We start from the raw sequence: 23314 nt of genomic DNA, 5'->3' as shown, positions 1-23314 counted from the left end.
TGAGGTCGGCGCCGGCGGAAAGAGGCAGTTTCGCGCCCTGCACAGCACGGCGACCCTGACAGCACCTGGCAGCAGGTTGGCACGAAAGTCTGAGCGAAGCTCCGCGGACGCGCTGGTGCCCATGCAATACTGAGCGCGAGTCCTCAGAGCTGGATACGTAGAGACCAGGTGTCAGATGTCATCGTCAGGTTCGAACCCAACAGCTCTCGAAGACATCTACCGGTTCCTTCATATGAACCCTGAGTTGTCCTTCCAAGAGCACAACACGGCGGCTCTGGTGGAAGCGGAATTACGAGAACTCGGTTTCGACGTCCTCACCGGCATAGGTACCACCGGCGTCGTCGGTGTACTCCGCAACGGTGACGGCCCGACGGTGTTACTCCGAGCCGACATGGACGCCCTCCCAGTCGCGGAACAGACCGGGCTCGAATACGCAAGCAACACACTCGGAAATGATCAGGATGGCAACGAGGTCCCGGTCATGCACGCCTGTGGGCATGACATGCACGTCACCTGCCTCATCGGGGCCGCAAGGCACCTTTCACAGGACCGTGGATCATGGAGCGGAACCCTCGAGATCCTTTTCCAACCCGCCGAGGAACTCGGAGCCGGTGCGCGAGCCATGGCAGAGGACTCCCTCTTCAAGCGCATTCCGCGCCCCGCAGTCGTGCTGGGACAACATGTGTCCCCTCTGCCTGCAGGGGTCGTTGCCATCCAGCCCGGTCTCGCCTTCGCTGCAGCCGACGGAATCCGAATCACTTTTCACGGTCGCGGCGGCCACGGGTCACGCCCCGAGACCACGGTCGATCCGATCGTGATGGCGGCTGCCACTGTCCTGCGTCTCCAGACCGTTGTTTCCCGTGAGATCGCGGCCACCGAATCACTGGTCTTAACCATCGGATCGCTCCACGCCGGGACGAAGAACAACATCATTCCCGACACCGCCGAACTCCTCATCAGCATGAGATCATTCGACACCGATGTGCGCGACAGGGCAATCACCGCCATCCGTCGGATCGCCGTAGGAGAATCCAGAGCGGCGGGCGCCCCGCAGGAGGCCGCCGTCGATGTCTACGAAAGCTTCCCGTGCGTCGTCAATGAGCCCGCCGCCGCCGAACGCACACGCGCATCCCTAATCGAGCATTTCGGCCCCGGAGCCGTCATCACCTCGGGAGCCGTGACCGGAAGTGAAGACATCGGCGTCCTCGCGGATGCCGCCGGAGCAGCCTGCAGTTTCTGGCTACTCGGCGGTTCGGATCCCGCCTTGTTCGCCTCAGCTACCACCGTCGAAGAAACTATCAGGATTGTCAACCAACAGCCGTCGAACCACTCGCCAACGTACGCCCCGGTGATCCAGCCGACCCTGGACAACGGTGTCGCAGCGCTTGCCGCCGCAGCCAGAGGATGGCTCGCGCGACCAACCGATGCGTAGCGAGGCCGAGAAAGCTGGAGGTTCTGCGCGACCGGCCGACCTGATCCGAGTCGCTACCGGTCCGCGAACACGCCCGCGTTCCCGAAGACGTATTCACCGAAGCGCTCGCCGATCCTGCGGTGCCCCGCCGGGTTCGGGTGAAGCCCGTCTGGGAGAGGCATTTCGAGGCTGTCTTGTTCCCCGAACAGCTCACGGCCATCCAAGTAATGCAGATTCGGATCGTCGACTGCGCGTTCGGCCACGACCTGCACCAGGAGGCTGCGGATCATTTTCAGCGTCAAGCGGGTACGGTCAGCCGGATCCCCTGTGGCCTGAAAACTGAGCTGTCCACCGCTGAAATCCGGAGCGATGGGACCGGGCGTGTCTTCCTGAATCGGGCAGAAGATCGGAGAGACCACGAGGAGTGGGCTGGTCGGGTGCCCGTCGCGGATCGTGTCGAGGAATCCGTGGAGGGCCGGCACGAAGGCACGTACGCGCATGATGTCTGTGTTCGTCAGGTTGATTCCGATCTTGACGCTGATCACATCGGCGGCTGTGTCTCGCATGGTGCGAGCGACAAACGGGTCGAGTAACGCGTTGCCGCTGAATCCCAGGTTGATCAGGTCCGTATCGGCCATCGTCGATGCGATCGCGGGCCAGGTCGCGCTGGGACTCCCGGCAGTGGACCCGTGGCTGATCGAGCTTCCATGGTGCAGCCAGACGCGTCGGGGGCGGTCCAGCCCGCTGCGAATCGGGGCGTCCGTGCGCAGTTCGAGTATCTCCGTCGTCTCCGTCTGAGGCAGCCAGATCTGCATTTCCTTGTCGGATGCCGGCAATCCCAGGAACGACGACGTCGACGATGGTCCGGCCTGGGTTTCAGTTTCCTGCGTCATCATGTCGACGACGTGAAGAATGCCCGCGCGCACGGCTGCCTGGGCGACGAGCAGTCCGTCCACATACAGGTCGAGCTTTCCATCCGCGGGGACTGGGCCGCCCTTGACCGCCGTTCGCGTCGACATCAGGTCCAGCTCGATTGCCGTGGCGCGCGTTCGAAAAATCAGGCGGACACCCGACGGCTGGCTCTCCACGCGCGCGAGGTACTCATCAGCGAACTGACGGCGCGCCCAGGAGGGAAGCCGATGGGGCAGCACTCCTCCGGGGGTGCGCTCGAGTTCCACAGCGCCGTGCACCAGGTCCTCATCGATCTCGGTCGTAATCCACTCGGTCATGACTGCCTTTCCTGATGGTTTGCGCAATCGGTGTGAAAACCAGTTGCCTAGGACTCCTAGGTAACTCTAGTATGGCGCTAGGAAAAGAGAAAGGTTACCTCATGGCTCGTGCAGGACTCACGCCCGCTCGCATTATCGACGCCGCTGCCGACTTGGCTGATAAGGACGGCTTCGAGAGCGTGTCGATGTCCGCTGTCGCGCGGCTCTTCGAGGTCAAAGACGCCAGCCTGTACGCGCACGTCCGCAGCCTGCACGAACTGCGGTCCGGTGTGGCGGTGCTTTCCTTGGCCGAACTTGCTGACCAGGTCGGCGCGGCCCTTGCCGGCCGAGCGGGACGCGACGCACTCATCGCCTTCGCCAACGCGTACCGCTCGTACGCGACGAGTCATCCCGGCCGGTACGCCGCGACACAAATGACGTTGGAGCCCGAGGTCGCCGAGCACAGCGCCGCCGCACGCCATGCGGCTATGACCAGGGCGATCCTGCGCGGCTACGCATTGAACGAACCCGATGAGACGGATGCGGTGCGACTGCTGCACGCAACCTTTCACGGCTTCGTCCTGCTTGAACGCGGCGGCGGCTTCAGCCGTGGTGCCCGATCCTCCAGTGCATCGTGGGACCGCGTCCTCGATGCGCTGCACACCACGCTGAGCAACTGGCCGCCCAGCTGACACCCGCTTAGTCCCCATTTTCCATCGCCGGCCACGATCGTCACGACCGATTGGCACGGCGACCTCTTCGGCGCGCTCGCGCGCGCTCATTTACGCACTCTTTTAAAAGGACTCAGACAATGACAGACCGAACGTTACTGACGCGCACCGCCAATCCCAATCTCGTGGTGGCCGCCCTCGCGCTGGCGGGCGTGAGCGCTGCGTTCATGCAAACAATCCTGATCCCCCTGCAGCCCCGGCTGCCCCAGCTGCTCAACGCCACGAGCGAAGGCACCGCCTGGGTCATCACCGCCACCCTGGTCGCCGCCGCGATCAGCAGTCCCATCGCCGGTCGGCTCGGCGACTTGTATGGCAAACGACGCATCGCAATGGTGTTGCTCGTGCTCCAGCTCCTCGGAGCGATCCTCGCAGCGCTGTCCGACACCCTCCCCCCGATGATCATCGCCCGGGTCCTCCAGGGAATGGCTGCCGGCGTCATCCCGCTAGGAATCGCCATCCTTCGCGACGTCCTGCCCCCGCGTCGCCTCGGCTCGGCCATCGCACTCGTCAGCGCGACCCTCGGGGTCGGCGGAGCGCTCGGCCTCCCCATCAGCGCGCTGGTCGCCGACAACCTCGATTGGCATGCCCTGTCCTGGATCGCCGCGGCCCTCACCGCAATTTGCCTGGTTCTGTATGCCGTTCTCGTGCCTGCCAACACGTCCCGCACAGCCGGCAGGCTCGACATCATCGGGATAGCCGGTCTTACGGTCGGACTGGTCGGATCCCTCATCGCCGTGTCTCGCGGCGGAGAATGGGGCTGGGCCGACCCGCGCACCCTCACCCTGCTCATCGGCGGCATCGTCGTTCTTTGTGCCTGGGGCGTCTTCGAGCTCCGCACCACCGACCCACTTGTCGACCTCCGGGTCACCGCCCGCGGACCGGTGTTGCTCACCAACCTCGCGTCCATTGCCATGGGGTTCGCCTTGTTCGCCTCCAACATCGTCTTCCCGCAGCTGCTCGCACTGCCGACCACGACCGGAATCGGGCTCGGACTGTCCCTGCTCATTGCCGCACTCGTGCTCGCCCCGTCGGGCCTTGCGATGATGGCGATGGCCCCCGTCGCCGGGCGCATTCAGCGCGTACACGGCCCGAAGCCGTTGCTGATCGCCGGAGCCGTGGTCATCGCGATCAGCTACGGGGGCGCACTACTATTCCACGCGACTCTGTGGCAGATCCTTATCGTCAACACTCTCGTTGGTGTGGGGATCGGTCTCGGCTACGCTGCGATGCCGGCCCTGATCATGCAGGCCGTTCCCGCGAGCGAGACCGGAGCCGCAAACGGGCTCAACGCGCTCATGCGATCCTTGGGCACGAGCGTCGCAGCTGCAGTAATCGGAGCAGTGCTGGCACAGTCCGCAATGACCGGCGGCAGCGATACCGGCCCGACGGAGTCAGGGTTCATGCTCGCCCTTGCCCTAGGGCTGGCAGCGGCGGTCGTCTGCATCGTCATCGCCGCCTTCATTCCACGGGCTCAGACCCCGACGGATGGCCTTGGTGCGAAAACCACGCGCTAGGAGCTTCTCAGTGGGGCCGACAGGCTTCGGCCCCGAGACGCCCGCTTAGCTCAGTTGCGCCGTCGTCACACAGGTCGGGTCCTCCGTGCGAGTGCCCAGCGGCAACTCGACGGAGCGCTCACCATCGTCGATGAGGACAGTGATGTCCAACCCAGCCGGCAGTGTCACGTCGAAGAACCCATTCTCGAAGGTGGTGATGTCGCTGTCGAATAGCACCTTCTCGCTCGCGTCATCGGTGACTGTCAGGTGGAAATCCTCGCCGCCGAGCTCGCCGACGCACGTGGTGAGCGAGTGGTAGAAGCACTCGTGCGTGTCGGTCAGGTACGGTGCGATCGATAGGTGGAATTCGTCCTGAGGCAGCGCCAGGCTGATCTCGTCGTCCCCGACGGAAAGCAGGAGTGCGTCGACGCGCACGGATGCCATCAGGCCGTCCGGGCGCTCGGCGAGGGGCTGCGCCTGCAGTTGATCGATGAGATCGGTCGGGGAGGCGGGAGCCTCGATGTCATAGTTCGCGAGCATCGCGTCCGCCTCAGCGCCGAGCCCGGCGGATGCGCCGGAGCCCGTCGGGTCGGTGTCCGTCCCGCCGGCGGCGGCACAGGCGGTGAGGGACAGGAGCAGAGTCAGGGCGGCGAGGCTTGCCGCAGTCTTCGAGGGGAGCATTCCTCCAGCGTGGGCGCATTCGTTCGACCGCCGTAGTGACTAAAGACCTGGCGCCGTGGACTCCCAGCTTCGGCCACGCCGCGCCCCGGTCTGGATCCAGATCTTTGGGTTTCACGGCAACTGTGCCCCGCCCTTCTTCCGCGAGTGGACGCAGGCGGCGACGGCTGGTTCCTCCAGGAGATCGTCAACCGAGCTCCCGGGTGCAGTCCATCATCCCAAAGATTTAGCAGCTAAACTAATTTCATGACCGTTATCAGCATCTTCGGCGCCACAGGCAGAACTGGGCGCGACTTACCGAGAAACCGAATACCTGCAATGGCCGGCTACCTCTCGTGAGCGCGTGATGCACACTTCGACCGTCGACCGCGCCACACAGATCGGCAGCGTGCTGGAGTCGATTTTCACGCTTTCTCGCGCGCTGGCCAGCCCCCGGATGACGCCGTTTGGTGACGCGGTTCTAACCCGCACCCAGCTCGAGATCTTGTTTGTACTAGCCCACGAGAACGAGCCAGTAGCCCCCGGTCGGCTCGCTGCGACGGTGAGAGTCACGCCGGGTGCGATCACCCAGACCATGGACCAGCTGCGCGAGAAGAATCTTGTCGACCAGTCGCCCTCCGACCTCGACGGGCGCGTTCGTGTGTGGCGACTGACCGAGACCGCGACCGCCCAGGTCGCTGCGTTCGAGGCGGCAACGGTTCTGCGAACGTCTCCATGGTTCACCTCTCTCTCCCCCGATGAGCTGGCTACGCTCGCGGCACTGATCAGCCGGGTCGAGGTCGCGTGATGGGAGCAGTCTTCGTCACCGGCGCGACCGGCACAGTCGGCTCAGCAGTCGTGACACACCTGCTCGAACTCGGGCAGTCGGTGATCGCGGGAGTCCGAGACCCACACGACGCCGACCGTGTACCGCGCGCGGCAGAGGTGCGGAAGTTCTCCTTCGATGATGCGCCGGAGACCATCGAGCAGGCGCTCGAGGGGGCGGATCGGCTGTTCCTCATGCGACCGCCGGCCATAGCGGATGTGCAGACGAAGCTTTTCCCCGTCATCGACGCGGCGCAGCACCGCGGCATCCGGCAGATCGCCTTCCTCTCACTGCAAGGTGTGCAGGTGAACCGGAACACGCCGCATCACGCCGTCGAGAAGTACATGCGTTCGGTGCGGAGCCCGTACACCTTCCTGCGGCCGAACTTCTTCATGCAGAACTTGTCCACAACGTACGCCAGACCAATCCGTGAACGCGGCGAGATCTTTGTGCCCGCCGGCAGGTCCCGGACCGCGTTCATCGACGCGCGCGATGTCGGCCGGGCCGCAGCGGCAACCCTCACTCATCCCGGGCACATCGGGAAGGCGTACACACTCTCGGGTCCACAGAGCCTCAGCTACCGAAAAGTGGCCGAGGTCATGACCGACGTCCTCGGTCAACCCATTCGCTACGACAGACCCGGCGAAGACGCGTACCTGGCCCAGCTCGCCGCAGACGGCGCCCCCGAGGACTACATCGCCGTGCAGAAAATGATCCACAAAATCGTAAGACTCAACATCTCGGCGTTCCCCAACCGCTCCATCCACAGGCTCACCGGCCTGCCCGCAATCACCTTGGAACAGTTCGTCGACGACTACTCCGACGTCTGGAAGGACTGACCTAGCCCGCTGGCGATCAGAGCAGCCGGTGCCAAATCCAAGCGAGGTCGTGCACGGTCCGCGGTGATGATCCGTCAGTCGCCGGAAGCGCCGAGCTGAGCATGAGCGCCGACGCCATTTGGGTGATGAGCGCGGCCGACGTGTCGAGTTCGCCATCGGATCGGTTCGGGTCGAGGTCTTTGAGTTTGAGCTTGACGATGCTCTGCACCTCGTCTGCGAGGGGTAGCATCCGCATCGCCTGTCGCTCCGCGAGTGCGGGTGAGGTTCTGAGAATGGCGATCCGGGCGCGCAGAAGTTCCTGGTCGACATCGTCGACCGCGGGGATCCGCACGAGATGGAGTGCGCCGGAGAGCACCCCGATACTGCGCGAGCTGAGGTACTCACGGGTGCGCTGCTCGTCGATCCGGGGCAGTTCCTTGCCCAGCAGGGCGTCTTCTTTGGTGTCGAAGTGATTGAAGAACGTTCGCTGCGCGATACCGGCTTCTGTGCAAATTTGGTCGACGGTCAGTGCGGCTGCGCCGTGTTCGGTGGCAAGCCGCACTACCGCGGATTCGATGGCGCGAGCGGTCGCTCGACCCCTGGCGTTGCTCCCGCGCGTGCTCATCGTCTCGTTCATGGTCTATTCGTAGCGTAGAGCGTCGATAGGATTTTTCCTCGCTGCCCTGCGGGCGGGAAGTGTGCCCGCAAGGAATGCGATGACCACGATCAACGCGATCACGCCGATAAGTCCCGAGGGCTGAAACAGGAGGAGGTCAAGGCCGGACAGTCCCGAGAGCGGACCGCTGGCGAGCGCTTCGTTGAGAGGAAGACCCACGGCGATCGCCACAACGATGCCGAGCGCACTGCCGAGGAAGCCGATGACAATGGCTTCGAGACTGAACAAGGCAAAGATGCGCCCGCTGCCCATTCCCATCGCTTTCATCAGACCGATCTCTCTGGTGCGTTCCTGGACGCTCATCAGAAGGGTGTTGACGATGCCGAACGCAGCTGCCAGCAGGGCGATGATGGCGAACGCATTGAGTACGCCCGTGATGCCGGTGATAATCGTCTGCACTGTCCCCAGCTGATCTTCTATGGTTTGGGCCGACATCCCGGCGGCGGCGATGTCATTCTTCAGCTGGGCGATGTCGTCGGCGGAAGCATCCGTGGGGAAGTGGGCGACTGCCACCTGATAACGGTTCGGGGCTGCGGATCCGGCTTTCTGCTGCTCGGCGACCGCATCGACCAGCGCCGAGTTCGCACCCGCGCCGGCGTTGAGCAGGCTCGTGTTCGACACTCCGACGACCGTAGCCGTCACGGTGTGCGTTCCGCCGGCGACATCAGTGAATCCGAGGGTAGCCGTTGCGCCCACAGCGTCTGCGGTGTTCCCCAAACCAAGCGGTTCCACGTAGTCCTCAGGCAAGACGACTTGAAAATCGGAGCTGGAGGAGTCCAGCTGGCTCCCGGCCGCGAGGTCCGATTGGGCGATGGATGACGTCGGCGCGATTGTGAACTGGTACTTCCCGCCGCCGGCCTGTTCGATCCAGTCGATGGCGACTGTGGAGATGGGGGCGACGTCTCGCAGGCCCTGGATGTTGTGCAGGGTGGTGATATCGGCGTCGGTTAGCGCACCCGCAGAACCTGTGAGTGGGTTGCTCGTTCCGGTTCCAGGGCTGGAGGTCGCGGGGTCGTACTTCTGGGGGCCGCTGTCGGTGGCTGTAGTGGTTGAGGCCCGCGAAATGAGAAAGACGTCGTTCGCGCCGAGGGAAGCAACCTGTTTGGTGACGTAGTCCGAGACGCCGGCACCGAGTGCGGTCGTGATGGTGAGTGTGAATGCGCCAATAAACAGTGCGAGAACGGTCAGCGTGGTGCGCAACTTGCTGCGGAAGGTGTTGGCGAAGGCTGTGCGGACAAGATCAGTGGTTTTCATGCTGCCACCTCCGAACTGTCGACGATGCGGCCGTCGCGCACCTGGATCTGACGGTCGCACCGCGCGGCGAGGTCTTCGTCGTGCGTGACGATGACCAGGGTGATCCCACGGGCTCGATTGAGTTCGAAGAGTTCCTCTTCGACCACCCGGCCGGTCGCGGAATCCAGATTTCCCGTCGGCTCGTCGGCGAAGATGACGTCGGGCTCCCCGACGAGCGCGCGCGTGAGGACGACCCTCTGCTTCTGGCCACCCGAAAGGTCGCTCGCCCTGTTCTTCGCCTTGTCTTCCAGCCCGAACTTCTTCAACGCGGCCAGACCGCGCACACGCCGCTCGCGGGCCGGCACCCCTGCGATCTTCAGGGGCAGCGTGACGTTGTCGAGCACGGACGTGCTCGCCGTGAGGAAGAACTGCTGGAAGACAAAACCGAACCGGCGATTGCGCAGCTCATTCACCGCCTTGGCGTGCAGACCGGACGCCTCGTTCCCCTCGACGAGAACAGAGCCACCGTCCGGCTCGTCCAGCAGGGCGAGAAGGTGCATAAGCGTCGACTTCCCCGAGCCGCTCTTACCGACGATCGCGATCGACTCGCCTCTGCGTACCTGCATCGTCACATCGTCGAGGGCTTGAAACCTCCCCTCGCCCTTGCCGTACCACTTGGTCAGATTTCTGGCCTCGAGCATGGTCTCAGGCCTTGGTCGTTCTCCAGAAGATATCATGCAGTCACCGTATCAAGTTGTGGCAGTAACCGCCATATATTTCTACTCCAGCTTGGAACCGAAGATCTGCGCTTCGACGAGCGGTCGCACGGCCGCCTCGAAGTCGTCGTCGACGAAGTAGTCCTTGAGCCGGTCGTCGAGGAGTTCGTTGGCGACCGCGGCCATGATCATCGACTGGTCGAGGGAGAGATACCGGTCGGCGATGGTGCCACTCTGCGTCGCGACGGCGTCGTAGAAGCCGCCGGGGCCATAGGCGCCCAGGTCGTTCTTGATACCCGCGAGGTTGCTCAGCACGGCCGACTTGTCATACGGAAGCGCGAGGAATGATGCGTGCGGCGTCACCACCCCATCACCGAACTCGGGGGTCGGGTTACTGGCCTCGCGGCATCCGTCGTAGCCGGCATCGACGTTGGTGCGCTCCCGGTCGGAGGCGTAGCCGTCGGCGCTCATGCCCACTCCCTCAACTCCGTACTCCGCGTACTCGCCGAAGGGATCGCTCGCCGGGGAGAAGCCCCAGTAGCCGTAGCCGGCCTCGTCAAGACCGTGCTCGATCTGGGCGCGCACACTCGCCGGGTGGTTCACGGCCCAGGACTGCGGCCCCCAGTCGGCTTCGGGCACGAGCAAGTCTGGCATCAGCGCCTCGAACATGCTGCCGCCCCAGGCCGGTACGAGTTTCATGCCTCGGTACTCGTAGACACCCTCGTAGACGGGCACACCGAGGTACTCCCTCGTTTCGCCGGTGGGCTTCTGTTCCTGCCAGGCGAAGTCACAGCCCTGATCGGGCATGGTGCGCAGGGTTCCGTAGTAGGCCTCAGCGGGAATCTGTCCGTTGGCGATGCCGAGGTAGTTCACGATTCGCGCCTCGCTCACACTCGTGTCGTAGTGGTGGCAGGTGTAGTAGAGCTCAGAGCCGTCATCACCGTAGTTGCCGGGAACGCTGCAGCCGGGAGGGGGTGTCACCCAGAAACCGCCCCGGTTGAGCCCGGCGCCGTTGACGGCGTTCGCTCCGCCCTCGAGATTGTGGAAGTAGCCGAAGTCCATACTGGCGTAGAGAGCATCGGCCGATCGGGCGAGGCGAGGTTCGGCCTCGGCGACGATTCGAAAGGATGCGGCGAGCCAGCCGTTGTCGACCGAGCTCAGGAAGGGGTCGACAGGGTCGTTGCTGCCGGGCCAGGTCGTGAGCTTGTGCCCATCCTTCGGCGAGTACCAGTTGTAGAACATGCCACTGGGCTCGTGCCGCTCGATCTGCTCGAGGGTCTTGAGGGTTGATTTCATGCGCTTGAAGGCATCCTGCTTGCTGATGATGCCGAGATCCCGCGCCGACACGACCGACCACAGGTAGCCGCCGATATTGGTCGGGCTGGTGTTGTCGCTCGGATCGGACAGGTCGCCCTGCAGCTTGTCTGCCGGCAGCCCGGTCTTCTTGTCGGTCATGGCGTCGAGGGAGGCCCAGGTATCGACGGCATAGCCCTTGAGGACCGTGTCGTCTCCCGCGGAATCGCCCTTCGTTGGCCCCGTCGATGTGTCGGCGGCGGCGCTCGGCGCGATGATGAACGTTCCCGCGACCAGTGCGGCGCACATGACGGCAAACTTCGGTGTTCGTTTCACAGTGTGTTCCTTCGTGTCGTCTTTGAAGCACGTTCTGACGAGTGTAAGCGCATACATCACTGGGGCGCAAGGAATCCTCATGGCCGGATGGGCGGGACCTCCGGGCTCGAAAGGGACTGTGACGGGCGCCGTCAGCGGGTCATGGATCGCATGAGCTGCTCCAAGTCAGCCTCGCCCTCGGGGGTCTGCGCGCCGTGTTCCAGCGCCCTGCTCATCAGCGCGAGCGCGGTCGGCCCCGCGATCAGGCTCGACCAGGCCCTCTCCTCGCGCGCGTAGCCCTCGAGCGGACGAGCGGGTGAGAGCACCTCCTTCGCACGCAGGGCGACGCCGGCTGAGAGGTCGGCAATGTTGCGCGCAACGCGATCGACGAACGCATCAAGCTCTGCTGCGGGCACCGCGCGGTTGATCCACCCATAGGCAGCCGCGGTCGTCGCGTCGTAGAGATCTCCGGTCAGGATGATCTCCAGGGCCCGGTTGCGGCCAACACGCTCAAGGAGATACTGGCTTCCGCCGCCGGAAGGCACGATGCCCATGAGGCTCTCGATCTGCCCGATCCCGGCGGTCTCAGTCGCGGCGAAGACCATGTCGGCGGCCGCGACGAATTCGGCACCGCCGCCCCTGGCCTTGCCTGCGAGCTTGACGATGATCGGTTGCGGCTGGTTGCGGAGCAGTTCGCCAATGGCCTGGAACACGTTCACTCCCGGCGGGGTGGCGGCCGTGAGTTCGTTGAAGAGGTCTTCCTGGTCGAGGATATGGATGTCGACGTGAGCGAGGAAGAACTCGGGGTTCGCCGAGGAGAACACGATCACGCGCACCGATTCGTCTCCGCGAAGGTCCCCCAGGATGCTGTCGAGCTCCTTCATCATCATCGCGCTGATGACGTTCACGGGAGGGTTATCGAGCACAATGTCGGCGACACCGTCAGCGACGGTCACCCGCAAGGTTGAATACTTTTGTGGCATGAGGGCCTTTCTTTGGTATGAGTTGAGCATGTAGGTCGACCCGGTTCAACGAGATCAAACGCCAACTGTCTGGGGTGACCCAGCCCGTCCTCACCCAGACGCTCCGGCGTCTCGAGCGGAACGGGATGATCACCCGCCGGGTCATCCCCACATCCCCGATCGGCGTCGAATACGCCCTGACCCCCCTCGGTGAATCGCTGCGCGAACCGTTACGACGCAGAGCCCGTGCCAACTGTCGGTCGCGGCACAGGCTCACGCTGACCGCATCCCTTGTGCCACCCGGACCCGGCCCGTCGAACGCGAGGAAGCGACTACACGAGGGACATGAAATGTCAGATGTGGTTCTCCATCTCCTGTCGTTTGATGCTGCCACGCAGGGCAATCTTCGCGACTATGGCCGCCAGCGCGACGGCCAACGCGACGTATTGGATGGCTGGAATTCCGAGAAAGAATTCCGTGATGCCGTTGGGAAGCATCATGAACAGGCCAAAGTCGAAGTAGTAGTACCCGATGTAGGCAAGGAAGAGGGCAGCGGGCAATACGATTACCGCGTTGAGAACGAGATCCAGCGATTTCATGATGTGTCGGTGCCTGTCTGATTACGCCAGGCAGTTGCGCCTGATCCCAACCAGTCGACACCGTGTTGTTGGAACTAAGTCAAACACGTGCGTTAGCTCGTGGCTCACAGGCTGCAGCGTGCGTCTTCAAGCGGCAAAGTGAGATCGATCAGGTACGCAGCAACCGCTTGATCGACGCAAGTACTGATGCCCTGTAATGCGACTGTGTGGCGCTCACCTTCGACGGTAAGCAGGGCAGACCCGAGGGAATCAGCGAGACTCACACCGCCCTCATAAGGAGTGCTGGGGTCTCCGGTGATGGAGATGACCATCGTTTCCGGCAGCCCCGATATGTTCTGCGCGTAGGGGAACCCCAGAGTGGGTTCGGCAGGCCAATTCTCGCAGCCAATGCCGCGAGCTACCGGAGAAACTCTCTCCGGAGTCCAGCCAGGGACCCGCCGCCGCGATGCGTTCCCGCAGGTCAGCTTCGACCTCTGGCGTGCGGCGCTCCTCATCCATGCAGTTCACCGCGAAGTTTGCATCAAGGAACGTGGACCACACTCCGTCAGTCCCGCGTCCTGTGTAGAGATCGTTGAGAGCCAGGAGTTGATCCGCACGGCCCTCATTCTTCAGCTGCGCGAGACCCGCGATCGCCGCATCCCAACCTTCTTGGGTGTACAGGCTGACCCCCACGCCGCCAGTCACCTGAGCAAAGTCTGCGGTGCGCCCGTCCCCCGCTGGTACGGGAGCTTGCACGAGCGGCTGCACGAGTTGCTGGAAATTTTCCGTCGCGAACTTGGGGTCGGTACCAAGCGGGCAGTCCGCACTCTGCGCACAATGGGCAGCGAGTTGCTCGAACGATCGTTGCAGCCCCTCGAAGGTCGCCAGGCGCTGCCCCTCGCCATCTGCACGAGGGTCGATTGCTCCGTCGAAAACCATTGCACGAACGTTCTCCGGGAACTGTTCGGCGTAGACGGCACCGAGCCGGGTTCCGTAACTGAACCCGAGGAAGGTGAGCTCATCATCACCGAGCGCCGCGCGCAGCACATCAATGTCGCGCGCCGCATCGCGCGTGCCGACGGCGGCGAGGACCTTGTCGCCCCCTGAGGCCGCGGCGCAGTTGTCTACCAGCGCTGAGGTGTCCTCTTCCGTCCACGCACCGGATGTGCCGAGCAAGGTCGTTTTCGCTTCGCCGGCATCACGCTCGGAATCAGAGAAACAGCGAATCGCCGGCGTGGACGCGCCTACACCTCGAGGGTCAAAGCCGATGAGGTCGAATCGTTCCAGCAGTGGGGACCCAGCGAGCCGAACGCTGAGCGCGGCCGCGATCAGCATGCCGGAGTCTCCAGGCCCGCCGGGATTGATGACCAGCGATCCGATCCGCTGTTCGGGGTCGCCCTGGGCGGGCACTCGCAAAACGGCGATCTGCATGGCATCGTCTGCCGGAGAAGAATAGTCCATCGGCACATCAACGTACGTGCACTCATTGGTCTCGGACTCGAAGAACTGCGTTGCGGACTCAGTTTCTGCGAACTCCATGCAATCGCGGTACTCAAGTTTCTGCCCGTAGAACTCATCCAGCTCGTCCGATGCGTTCGCCTGGGATTCGGACCTCGGTGTTGGGACGCACGCGCTGAGCCCGAGCATCATTGCTACCAATGCAGCTGCAGCGAGGGTGCGGGACTGGCGCTTCGGTCTTCTTTGCGACGATCTGTTGTGGGTCATGGTCCCATCGAACGACGTGTTCCAACAACTGAGTCAAGCGGAATATTAGTCACACGATCACCTGCGACCTCGGGCATAACCCCTGAAAGCACAACGTTTTATGTTCACGGCCACATTGGCGTGGGAACGAATGTCGGACTGCTCCAATGCGGTGTCGAGCCATGCGCGACACCGCACGAGCGGAGGAGGAGTACTCAACTAGCGTCCCTTGCGAGACTTGACAACCGATTCATCAGTCTTGTCGCGCTTGTCAGCGCGCTTTTCTTTCAGCGACTTCAACGGTTGTTTCTTCCCGTTCGAAGCAGCAGGGCTCTTCATGGCCATATTCACCTCGCTTCCCTACTTCTAGTTGGCGTAACTGGCAACCATAGCCCCTGAGGTGAGGGAAGTCATTTATCCGTCTGGCCAGGACGTACTCTGTCTTCGCCGCCACACAGAAGGTCGTCCCGTTTTGTGGTGCCGGGCTTTTGCGATACATGCGCGTGTGCAGTAGCTGCCGACTTGCCTTTCCTGTGGCACTGGCTATGGTGAGGCTATGTCCACGTCTCGAATGACCACCCTCTGCGCTCAGCGCGGCTTGGTCACTCCGGGCGGGCACCTCAGTTCCGCGGGGCGTGTTGTGCCCTTCCGTTCCCGTACGCGCGCGCCACCGCACTGACCCCCAGGTATTTGGTCAGTTCAGCTGGCAGTAGCGCGTCGCAGTTGCGGCGCGTTTTTTCTTTAACGCGTAGGAGCATCCATGACTATTCAGCCTTCCCTTTCCCGTGCGCGCCGAGTGCGCCCGATCGACGTAGACGCGTTCCGTCGGATCCTTCTGAACCAACTTCGCGAGCGCGAAGCCCTCATCGGTGAGCTGGACCCGCGAGCGGCACCGCACCTCGATGTCGTGGCCTGGTCCACGACTCAGTCCAGCAAGCGAGTCGTTGCACAAATCACCCGTGCGCTGGGCCGCATCGCCACGGGCACCTTCGGAATCTGCACCGGCTGCTTCGAACCCATTGCGAAGGACCGCCTCGCCGTCGTGCCGCACGCCGAGTTGTGCGTGACGTGCCAGGGTCTGGCAGAACAAGGCCCGTGATTGTGGTGCTCGGAGACACGCTCCAGTGTCTCGGTGCGCTGCAATTCGATCCAGCGGCTCTACTGCTGACCGACACCGCAGGGCGGTATACCGACGCTGCGGTGATCGGGTTGAATGCTACCTCCGCCACAACACGGCGGGCATTCAAAACGGCGATGCGGCGCCAAGCCCAGGCGTCCGTCGCTGTCTGCAAGCACTGGACAACCCTTCGTCACATCATGGTGATCGTCGATGCGGCCGCGAGCCTCGCTGACGAGGAGGTGCTCGACCAATGCGACATCGCTGCAGAAGCGACTCATCGAATGATTGAACAGATCTGCGGAATCTACGTGGTCATCACCTACATCGTCGTAACCGGGTGCGACGACCCGAGACTTCTCGCCCATCGCGTTCGATGTCGCGCTGACCAAATTCCAGCTACCGACGCATACAGTGCGGTGCACTGGCGAGAGATCGCACAATCATCCATCCAACACGTCACCGCGGACCGCTACCTGTGACCATTCACCGTTTTCTGCCCACCGCTCGAGGTGGGAATGCGAGCGGGGAAAGGAGATGTGTTCCGCTGGCGGCAAGATTCTTTGCTTGACCGTGTTGTAAGCACAAGGTGTCTACTCGTGGGAGACGAGACGCGCGCGGCCCGCTGGTGCGCGATCACAATTTCTTTCAGGAGACAGATATGACCAGCCCGCTTCACACCACCCTGTCCGACCGACCCTTTGGGGTTCACTTCCGCCTCCCCCGGTGGAAGTCGCTAATTGTTCTGATCTCCGTGCCCGTGTTATTGCTGCTTGTGCAGATCCTAGTGTTTCAAGCGGTCGTAATGATTGAAGGTCCTGCGGATCCGCTGAAGCCTCGACTTACGCCGTTGACAATCCTGGCGTCAGGAATCAGTACTGCCATCACGGCCCTCATCGCAACGATGTTGGTGGCTCGGCTAGCAAGAGTTTCGTGGCGGAGCGTCTTTAGCCACAATCGCAAGTTTGATTGGCGGCGTCTAGGAATCTACTTCGCCGCTTCAGTGCTGCTTGTCGGGCTCAGTGTTGTTGCCACTGCCCTCATCGCCCCCGAATCGGCAGGTTGGGGCGGCTTCGACGTCGGGGCCACCACGATTGGCATCATTCTCGTGACTCTGTTGGCTATTCCCCTGCAGGCCGCTGGCGAGGAAGTCGCGTTCAGAGGGGTAGTCGTTCCTGCGGCCGGGTCGTGGTTTCGCGGTGTGCGCCCAGCGATCGTCCTTGGCATCATCCTTTCGGGTGCGTTGTTCGCCCTCGTCCATGTGTCGATCGACCCGTGGTTTGTCAGCTACCTGTTTGTTTTCTCTGCTTGCACTGTGTTGATGGGTCTGATCAGCGGCGGGCTCGAAGCCGCGATGGCGCTCCATGTCGCAAACAACGTCCTCGTGGGCATCATAAATGCACTTTTCGCGGGCAACGACGCGACCGTAGTCGACCGCGCCGCTGGCTCCGGACCTGGAGCGTCACTAATCATCCTGATGGTTATGAACGTCGCAGTACTCGGCACGGTCTGGCTGATCGAGCGCAAGAAACGTAGCGCAACTGGTCCCAAGGTGCTTGTGTCTGCTGGCTGACTTCCCCCAACGTAGGCACCCCGCCGCCCTCGCTTCAACGAGAGCGGCGGGGCTAACGGCCCGACCACTATCCGGCGAGTTCGGCCAGCTGAGGCAGGATGACGTAGATCAACGTGACCGCCTCGTAGAGCGCGCCGATGACCAGCAGCACGAAAGCGGGCAGGATCAGCCAGCCGAACTGCTGGAGTCCACGTAGGTAGCCCCGGCGACGGTTGGAGGCACCGACTGTTCGGGGGAAGATCCAGGACCGACCGAGCACGTAGGCGCCGAGGGCGAGGAGTACGTAGGCCTCTATCTCGACGACCACAGTCACGAGATGTGGGAGCATCGCGCCCCAGAGGTCCGATCCGCTTGCGGCGAGGGTCAGGCCGATCTCGGCCACTTTATAGCCGAAATATCCAATGCCGGCAAACGGCACGATAAGGGAGGGCAAGACGATTACGGCGCCGACGTTTACTGCGTTGTTGAAGAGAATTGCCAGCGCGAAGAACCAGACATTGCCGAGAAGCGGCGCGATTTGGTCTAACGTGCCGTCCTCGACGAGCCCGTTCACCTGCCCAGCGCTCAGCTCTGGCACAAGCATCCCCACAACGAAACCCGCCACCAACAGCCCGAACAGCGCAACGTTCAGGACGACAAACGGTCGGCGGTTTTCCCGAATGACCTGAAATGGTCTGAGAAGGACGTTGGTGCGTCGTGTGGTCGTTCGGATACCTGGTTGTGTAGTCATGGGACCACTCAAAACCATATTCCCACCACAGAGTCAAGGGCGGTCAGCATCCACGTCGACCGTCTGACCGTTGAGGCCTACTCTGAGATCGAGATGACCACTTTGCCCTGCACGCCGTGGGTTTCAAGTGCGGCATGTGCGTCCGCGGAACGGGCCAGCGGAAAGACCCGATCGAGTACGGAGCGGATCTCTCCCCGCTCGACCTGCGCAGTGAGCCGCTGGAAGTCGCGCCGCTCAGGCTTGCCCCTGAAGAAGCGGATGCGTCGAGTGCCGAAAGCCGCGCTGGCTGCGATGGTCGCAAGGCTGCGTATGGGCGCCTCCTTGTCGAACGCGATCGACACCATTCTTCCGCCCGGCGCCAGCAGGCGGCGAAACGCGAGCAGGTCACTCCCGTGCGTGTCGAAGACGACGTCATACCTGCCCAGCTCCTCAATCGGCGTTACCCGGTAGTCGTACACCGCATCAGCTCCCAACCCCCTCACGAAGTCTTGGCCGGACGCACCCGCGAGCGCCGTCACGTGCGCCCCGAGCATCTTCGCGAGCTGCACGGCCACGCTGCCGACGCCACCTGCCGCACCTCGCACCAGCACTCGCTCACCGCGCTGCACGCCTGCTTTTTCCACGAGACCGGTATAGGCAGTCGTGCCGCCAGCGAGGAGCGTGACCGCTTCCTCCGAAGTCAGATTGTTCGGTGCCCGTGCGATCTGGATCGCGGGAACGCTCAGGAACTCGGCGAGTGAGCGGGGCCCTCCCTTCTCATCGACTATGCCCCAGACCTGGTCGCCGATGGATAGTCCACCAAGATCGGCTCCAGGATCGGTGGCGATGAGTGTTCCGGCAAAATCGATTCCCAGCTGCTTTGGAAAACGACGGCCGGTGAGAAGACCAAGCTTGCCCGACCGAAGCAACAGGTCCGCGCCGTTGACTGAGACGGCGTCGACACGCACAAGGACCTCTCCTGCTCGCGCCTCCGGCATCGGAAGAGTCCCCTGGTGAAGTTCCTCCGGGTTTCCGTACCGATTGAACAGGACTGCCTGCATGCTCTCCATGATGTGCTCCTTGCGATAATTGACCACTAAGTGGTGTGGCCTCTCCACTTGCAGACGATAGCATGTATCTGGACAGGGTTCACCACTTACGGATGTCGCCCGATCGGTATCGTCCCCTGAAGAGAAGAGTTGGCCATGACTGTTGCCGAACGTCGATTGCGAGCGGACGCCGCGCACAACCGCCAGCTGATTCTGGATGCCGGGCGCGCGGCATTTGCCAGCGATGGAATTGACGTCTCGATGGCCGAGATTGCGCGGCGCGCTGGTGTCGGATTCGCCACAGCGCAGCGCCGCTTCCCCACGAAAGACCACCTGCTTCGCGAAATTATCGCTGAGGAGCTCTCCGGGATACAGGAAGCGGCTACCGACCCTGCTTCAGCAGGCGACCCGTGGGAGGCCTTCACCACGTCGATTCGCACCTGCGCGGCTCATCAGGCTTTGCACCCTGGTCTTGCGGGCGCGATCGCTGAAAGCGTGAGCGCCGCAACTCTGACGGGCCCCGCCGGACACATCGGCTCGATGTTCACCTCTATCGCCCAGCAGGCGACCAACGCCGGAATGCTGCGTCCGGACGTCACTTTGGGCGACGTGCTCGCCATCCTCCAAGGGAACGCGGGAGTGATCGCCCACTCGCCCGGGAACGAAATGCCCGCCTCGGCTCGCTTCGTCGAACTCGCGCTGCGCGGTCTTCGCGCCAACTAAGCGCAAGCGAGCGCCATCCATACGCCAGTGCAGCGGTGAGCGATCGTCTAGAAAGCCCGGAAGTCGAGCATCGATTCCCCGACGGCGAGAACCGACCAGGTGCCGCCCTCGGCATCCGTGAACGCGTACGCGGGGACGACCAGTACGCTCCCATCCGGCTGCCACTGACTGGTGAGGCCAAGGCGTGCGCTGACGATCTCGACATTGTTGACCGGCCATGAGAGCGAGGTGCCGGCGCCTGGTGTTGCAGGCGGTTCCGTCGGTGCCACCCACTCCTCGATCGTCGTCGCCTGATCGCGGAGGGCGATCGGCAGCGTCGTCGCCGCTCCGCTGAACCGCGGGTCTGAGAGCCGTTCGAAGCCCTCTTGCTCGCTCACCACCGAGTACATCCCCAGAGCGACGACGTCGGCGAGGGCCCCGTTGGCGTTGACGACACCATCTTCTGCCATCTCCAACGACCACCCCTGGTCGAGTTGCTGCCCGTCGATGACCGGTTTTGCCTCGGCGGTTCGAGTGGGAGAGCCTTCCCACACCTGAGAGGTGAATTCGAACGCGGCCGGGTCCCGGCCGGCGGCGACGAGGACAGCGCGAAGCGCTCCGATCGCAGCGTCTTCGCTCGGCGCCTGGCCGGTCGGCTCGCAGACCTGGTCACCTTCGCACTGCCACGGGCTAATCTGCGGGTTCTGGAAGTAGAAGGACAGCATGCCGTCGAGACTCACGGACAGGCTCGGGGCGCTGCCGTCCTGCGGGCCGGCGACCCAGCTGCCGTCCCGCAGTTCGACTGATGACCCGATGCCGAGCGCCGCGGCGAGCGCGGCGACCGTGTCTGCGTTGGATGCCGAACGGGGGTCGTAGGCGTAGGCCTCGGCTGTGCCCGCCTGTCTGCCAAGACCGGACGCGCTGAAAGCGTTCCGGCCGGATCCATAGGGGTAGGTCAACGAAGACATCTTCTGGTCGGCACCGGCGACAGCGCCCACTGACGGCTCGATTCCGCCTTGCGCGATGCTTTCCGGGCCCCCGTTGGCCTGGAGCGTTATGGGCCGAGCAGCGCCATCGGCGAGACTCATTGACCCGCCCGAACTCGCTCCGATCCCGTATCCCGCGGCACCCACGATGGCGATCGACGCCGCGACTGCGACGAAAGGGAGCCAGCGAGGACGGCGTCTTGCTCGTTCCGTGCCCAGGTCGGCCACCGGCACCGATCCGCCCGTCGGTTCAGCCTCAGGGCGGGTCATCCGAGCGACAACCTCGTCGGCGAACCCGGCACGCGCTTCGATATCCCCCGCCGGGTCGGCGGCACGCAGCCGGGCAACCGGGTCTTGTTGTGTGTCGTCGTCGTTCATATCGATCAGCCTTTCGGAATTTCAGTTCACCTGGTATATGTGCGGGGCGTGCCGAATCTTGCACAGGCCCTAGAACGACATCCGCTCGCCCCAGGCGTCCCGGAGTCGCTTGCGCGCGCGCGACAGCGCGGCGTCCGCCCCGGATCGGGAGATACCGAGCACGCCGGCGAGCTCGGCCCCGTCGAGACCCTCCCACGCGTGTAGGAGCAGGATCTGCCGGTCGCGCTCCCCCACGCTGGCGAGCGCGCCGCGGAGTTCCGCATCGAACAGGAGGTTCAACTCCGGATCACCATCGACTCGCACGACTCGCGACTCGGGCACGGCGTCGACGGGAAGATCGATGTGCTTCCTGCGCGAATTCGCGAGCGTGAATCCCGCCGTGCGATACAGCCAAGGCAGCACGGCCTCTCGCGGCAGGTCGTCACGGCGTCGCCAGGCTGTCGCGAAGACCTCAGCGGCCAGGTCCTCGGCATCCTGACGCGGCCCGCGGCGGGCGAAGTAACGCACGAGCGCACTCGAGTGCGCTCGGACGATCACGGTGAACCAGTCGACATCGGCCGTCGTCGTGGGCAGGTCCGCGCTGTCAGGCATCGCCGCTCTCTCACTCATGTCGGCGGTGGCTGGGGGGTCGGCGATGCTCACCTACTGAATATGTCGCCTCCGCCGAAAGTCTTGCACGCACCGCGCCGAATTTTCGGAGATCGCGTCACTGGTCACGGCGTCATCATCGGAGCGCACCATGGCCCGGCACCCCGCGCGTCAGCCGGTCGGACCGTCGCCGGGTGAGCAACTCCGCCACGACACTGTTGATCACGAAGCCCGTGGCAACGAGCCAGGTCTCGCCGACTACGTCGACCTCACCGAACGGGATCGCCCACACGACTACGACGAGCGCTTGAGTGCCGCCGGTAACAGCGATCGCGAAGGCGCGGGTCATCCAAGCGCCGTGCCCAGTGAAGTCGCGCCGCGTGATCGCGAGCGCACCCAGCACGAGAAACAATGTCATCGCTACGGCGAAGACGAGACGGATCATCGCCAGTGCGCGTTCATCAGAGGGGCCACCGAAGAAGACCGCGAGCCAGACGGCGGACAGTCCCGAGAGGAATCCCGCGGGGATCAGTGCACGGCCGGCGGTACGGTGCCAACCACGCCGAATTCGCAGTGCCGGAGAGAACTGGAACGCGCCGAGAATGCAGTACACGCTCGTCGCCACAATGTGCGCGACTATCGCCACCGATGAGGCCAAGGGCGGTCTGCTTTCGGGGACGGCGCCCACCTCCCCCAGGCGAAGCACACCGCCGAGAACGGGGAGTGCGCTGAGCAGCAAGAGGCCGGTTATTGCCAACCATCCGCTCCTCGAGCGCTGCTGCTCTCCCTTCATCTCGGCACTCGCACGGATGTCTTTCACGAGCGGATGAGGCGCACGCCGGTTACGAGCAGCCAGACTAGCCAGGCGGCGAACCCGAGGAGCCCGACGAAGATCAGTGCCGAGCCGTCGGCGATCGCGAGACCGCCGAGCCCCGCGGCGAGCAGCAGGCTTCCGCCCACCAGGCCCAGCAGGCGCTGCCACGCCCGAGTCTGCCCGCTCGCGTGCGCGGCGAAAGCCACGCCGAGGCAGGTGGTGCCGATCATCGGCAGCGCCAGCGCGAACGCCGCCGCGTGAATCTGCCAGACGAGCTCGAAAGCGTGCGTCGGCTTGGCGAGCCCGTCGGCGGAGAGCGCGAGCCCGATCTGCGTGACGTTGAACAGCACGAAGATGGCCGACAGCGTCGCGCCGGCGGCCACGGCGAGTCGTGACCAACCGGCGCCCGCTCCCCCGCGCCGCTCCACGAGGCCGTGCAGGCCCGTCACGAACACCAGCAGCAGCGGTAGGTACAGGGCCACAAGACCAGAAATGATCGCGACCGCGTCGCGGTTGGCCGCGTAGTAGGCCAGCACTTCCTCCATGGGAGCGTCATAGCCCGGAGCGCCCGTCACCGTGAACAACATGTTCTCTACCACCACCAGCACCGCGAAAGCGATTGCCGCGGCACCGACGAATCGGCCTCGAGCGAACTCGCTGCGGGTTGGCGTGGTGGTGGTGGTGGTCGTCGGTGATTTCATTTCTTCCTCCTTGGTTGTGGCCGGATGACCGGCGGGTTGTCGAGCAGGGTCGGGCTTGTGGTTCGGATGTTCATCG

At 63.7% G+C, this 23314-nt stretch carries 25 protein-coding genes and 1 pseudogene; 10 read left to right on the top strand and 16 right to left on the bottom strand.

The genetic code is table 11. The annotated features are described in order from the left end of the window. Positions 1-175: 175 nt before the first annotated feature. Positions 176-1432 (top strand): amidohydrolase, encoded by a 1257-nt coding sequence (locus E3T61_RS14225; RefSeq protein WP_134641500.1) that lies wholly within the window; start codon positions 176-178, stop codon positions 1430-1432. A gap of 53 nt (positions 1433-1485) precedes the next feature. On the opposite strand, the gene E3T61_RS14220 is transcribed toward E3T61_RS14225, so the two are convergent. Continuing rightward, positions 1486-2640 (bottom strand): SGNH/GDSL hydrolase family protein, encoded by a 1155-nt coding sequence (locus E3T61_RS14220; protein ID WP_134641499.1) that lies wholly within the window; start codon positions 2638-2640, stop codon positions 1486-1488. A gap of 101 nt (positions 2641-2741) precedes the next feature. On the opposite strand from E3T61_RS14220, the gene E3T61_RS14215 reads away from it, so the two are divergent. Both E3T61_RS14215 and E3T61_RS14210 read left to right on the top strand, forming a co-directional pair. Continuing rightward, the gene (locus E3T61_RS14215; RefSeq protein WP_134641498.1) at positions 2742-3311 is read left to right on the top strand and encodes a TetR/AcrR family transcriptional regulator; all 570 of its coding nucleotides are present in this window, start codon (positions 2742-2744) and stop codon (positions 3309-3311) included. A gap of 119 nt (positions 3312-3430) precedes the next feature. Continuing rightward, on the top strand, positions 3431-4864 hold the full coding sequence (locus E3T61_RS14210; RefSeq protein WP_134641497.1) for an MFS transporter: 1434 nt from the start codon (positions 3431-3433) through the stop codon (positions 4862-4864). Positions 4865-4909: 45 nt separating this feature from the next. Here E3T61_RS14210 and E3T61_RS14205 read toward each other — a convergent pair whose 3' ends face one another. Beyond that, a complete protein-coding gene (locus E3T61_RS14205; protein WP_134641496.1) occupies positions 4910-5524 on the bottom strand; it encodes a CueP family metal-binding protein in 615 nt (204 codons plus the stop codon). Positions 5525-5867: 343 nt separating this feature from the next. On the opposite strand from E3T61_RS14205, the gene E3T61_RS14200 reads away from it, so the two are divergent. Together E3T61_RS14200 and E3T61_RS14195 are read left to right on the top strand one after the other, a co-directional pair. Beyond that, complete coding sequence (locus E3T61_RS14200) at positions 5868-6308, top strand: MarR family winged helix-turn-helix transcriptional regulator (RefSeq protein ID WP_241992620.1); 441 nt, start codon at positions 5868-5870, stop codon at positions 6306-6308. Then, entirely contained in the window at positions 6308-7165 is an 858-nt protein-coding gene (locus tag E3T61_RS14195; protein ID WP_134641494.1) for an SDR family oxidoreductase, read from the top strand. The genes E3T61_RS14200 and E3T61_RS14195 overlap by 1 nt, the downstream gene beginning before the upstream one ends. Positions 7166-7181: 16 nt before the next feature. On the opposite strand, the gene E3T61_RS14190 is transcribed toward E3T61_RS14195, so the two are convergent. The 5 genes from E3T61_RS14190 to E3T61_RS14170 all read right to left on the bottom strand — a co-directional run bounded on the left by E3T61_RS14190 (position 7182) and on the right by E3T61_RS14170 (position 12360). Beyond that, the gene (locus E3T61_RS14190) at positions 7182-7781 is read right to left on the bottom strand and encodes a TetR/AcrR family transcriptional regulator (protein ID WP_134641493.1); all 600 of its coding nucleotides are present in this window, start codon (positions 7779-7781) and stop codon (positions 7182-7184) included. Positions 7782-7784: 3 nt separating this feature from the next. Then, positions 7785-9074 (bottom strand): ABC transporter permease, encoded by a 1290-nt coding sequence (locus E3T61_RS14185; protein WP_134641492.1) that lies wholly within the window; start codon positions 9072-9074, stop codon positions 7785-7787. Further along, positions 9071-9754 (bottom strand): ABC transporter ATP-binding protein, encoded by a 684-nt coding sequence (locus E3T61_RS14180; RefSeq protein ID WP_134641491.1) that lies wholly within the window; start codon positions 9752-9754, stop codon positions 9071-9073. Before E3T61_RS14180 ends, E3T61_RS14185 begins: the two co-directional genes overlap by 4 nt. Before the next feature lie 78 nt (positions 9755-9832). Beyond that, positions 9833-11398 carry a glucoamylase family protein gene (locus E3T61_RS14175; protein WP_241992579.1) on the bottom strand — a complete coding sequence of 522 codons (1566 nt, stop codon included), beginning with the start codon at positions 11396-11398 and terminating at the stop codon, positions 9833-9835. A 131-nt stretch (positions 11399-11529) separates the two neighbouring features. Continuing rightward, the gene (locus E3T61_RS14170; RefSeq protein WP_134641490.1) at positions 11530-12360 is read right to left on the bottom strand and encodes an enoyl-CoA hydratase/isomerase family protein; all 831 of its coding nucleotides are present in this window, start codon (positions 12358-12360) and stop codon (positions 11530-11532) included. Positions 12361-12407: 47 nt separating this feature from the next. Here E3T61_RS14170 and E3T61_RS22490 point away from each other — a divergent pair. Continuing rightward, positions 12408-12560: pseudogene (locus tag E3T61_RS22490) on the top strand (winged helix-turn-helix transcriptional regulator); the annotation flags it as partial. Positions 12561-12692: 132 nt separating this feature from the next. Here E3T61_RS22490 and E3T61_RS22365 read toward each other — a convergent pair. The 3 genes from E3T61_RS22365 to E3T61_RS14155 all read right to left on the bottom strand — a co-directional run bounded on the left by E3T61_RS22365 (position 12693) and on the right by E3T61_RS14155 (position 14642). Then, positions 12693-12938: a hypothetical protein gene (locus E3T61_RS22365; RefSeq protein WP_134641489.1), complete on the bottom strand. Its 246-nt coding sequence runs from the start codon at positions 12936-12938 to the stop codon at positions 12693-12695. Positions 12939-13042: 104 nt separating this feature from the next. After that, the gene (locus E3T61_RS22695) at positions 13043-13270 is read right to left on the bottom strand and encodes an alpha/beta hydrolase (RefSeq protein ID WP_420898493.1); all 228 of its coding nucleotides are present in this window, start codon (positions 13268-13270) and stop codon (positions 13043-13045) included. Next, positions 13209-14642 carry an alpha/beta fold hydrolase gene (locus tag E3T61_RS14155; RefSeq protein ID WP_198418694.1) on the bottom strand — a complete coding sequence of 478 codons (1434 nt, stop codon included), beginning with the start codon at positions 14640-14642 and terminating at the stop codon, positions 13209-13211. Before E3T61_RS14155 ends, E3T61_RS22695 begins: the two co-directional genes overlap by 62 nt. Before the next feature lie 739 nt (positions 14643-15381). Between E3T61_RS14155 and E3T61_RS14150 the strand changes: the two genes are divergently transcribed. From E3T61_RS14150 to E3T61_RS14140, 3 genes are all read left to right on the top strand, one after another. Then, entirely contained in the window at positions 15382-15720 is a 339-nt protein-coding gene (locus tag E3T61_RS14150; protein ID WP_134641488.1) for a TraR/DksA family transcriptional regulator, read from the top strand. Continuing rightward, positions 15717-16220, top strand: coding sequence for a hypothetical protein (locus tag E3T61_RS14145; protein WP_134641487.1), 504 nt, complete (start codon positions 15717-15719; stop codon positions 16218-16220). The genes E3T61_RS14150 and E3T61_RS14145 overlap by 4 nt, the downstream gene beginning before the upstream one ends. 179 nt (positions 16221-16399) lie before the next feature. Beyond that, positions 16400-17311 (top strand): CPBP family intramembrane glutamic endopeptidase, encoded by a 912-nt coding sequence (locus E3T61_RS14140; protein WP_134641486.1) that lies wholly within the window; start codon positions 16400-16402, stop codon positions 17309-17311. Positions 17312-17378: 67 nt separating this feature from the next. On the opposite strand, the gene E3T61_RS14135 is transcribed toward E3T61_RS14140, so the two are convergent. Beyond that, complete coding sequence (locus E3T61_RS14135; protein WP_134641485.1) at positions 17379-18041, bottom strand: stage II sporulation protein M; 663 nt, start codon at positions 18039-18041, stop codon at positions 17379-17381. Between the two features lie 77 nt (positions 18042-18118). After that, positions 18119-19090: an NAD(P)-dependent alcohol dehydrogenase gene (locus tag E3T61_RS14130; protein ID WP_174777026.1), complete on the bottom strand. Its 972-nt coding sequence runs from the start codon at positions 19088-19090 to the stop codon at positions 18119-18121. Positions 19091-19225: 135 nt separating this feature from the next. Here E3T61_RS14130 and E3T61_RS14125 point away from each other — a divergent pair, with 135 nt between their 5' ends. Next, a complete protein-coding gene (locus tag E3T61_RS14125; RefSeq protein ID WP_134641484.1) occupies positions 19226-19792 on the top strand; it encodes a TetR/AcrR family transcriptional regulator in 567 nt (188 codons plus the stop codon). Between the two features lie 47 nt (positions 19793-19839). On the opposite strand, the gene E3T61_RS14120 is transcribed toward E3T61_RS14125, so the two are convergent. From E3T61_RS14120 to E3T61_RS14105, 4 genes are all read right to left on the bottom strand, one after another. Beyond that, positions 19840-21135, bottom strand: coding sequence for a hypothetical protein (locus tag E3T61_RS14120; RefSeq protein WP_134641483.1), 1296 nt, complete (start codon positions 21133-21135; stop codon positions 19840-19842). Between the two features lie 69 nt (positions 21136-21204). After that, a complete protein-coding gene (locus E3T61_RS14115) occupies positions 21205-21726 on the bottom strand; it encodes an RNA polymerase sigma factor (protein ID WP_134641482.1) in 522 nt (173 codons plus the stop codon). A gap of 133 nt (positions 21727-21859) precedes the next feature. Then, the gene (locus E3T61_RS14110) at positions 21860-22480 is read right to left on the bottom strand and encodes a DUF2306 domain-containing protein (RefSeq protein ID WP_166793244.1); all 621 of its coding nucleotides are present in this window, start codon (positions 22478-22480) and stop codon (positions 21860-21862) included. 59 nt (positions 22481-22539) lie between these two features. After that, positions 22540-23238: a hypothetical protein gene (locus tag E3T61_RS14105; RefSeq protein WP_134641480.1), complete on the bottom strand. Its 699-nt coding sequence runs from the start codon at positions 23236-23238 to the stop codon at positions 22540-22542. Positions 23239-23314: the final 76 nt, after the last annotated feature.

Origin of the sequence: Cryobacterium lactosi (assembly GCF_004403945.1) — a bacterium.
Lineage (GTDB): Bacteria > Actinomycetota > Actinomycetes > Actinomycetales > Microbacteriaceae > Cryobacterium > Cryobacterium lactosi.
Note: the sequence above shows the minus strand (reverse complement) of the source record. Positions and strands in the feature narration are given on the sequence as shown.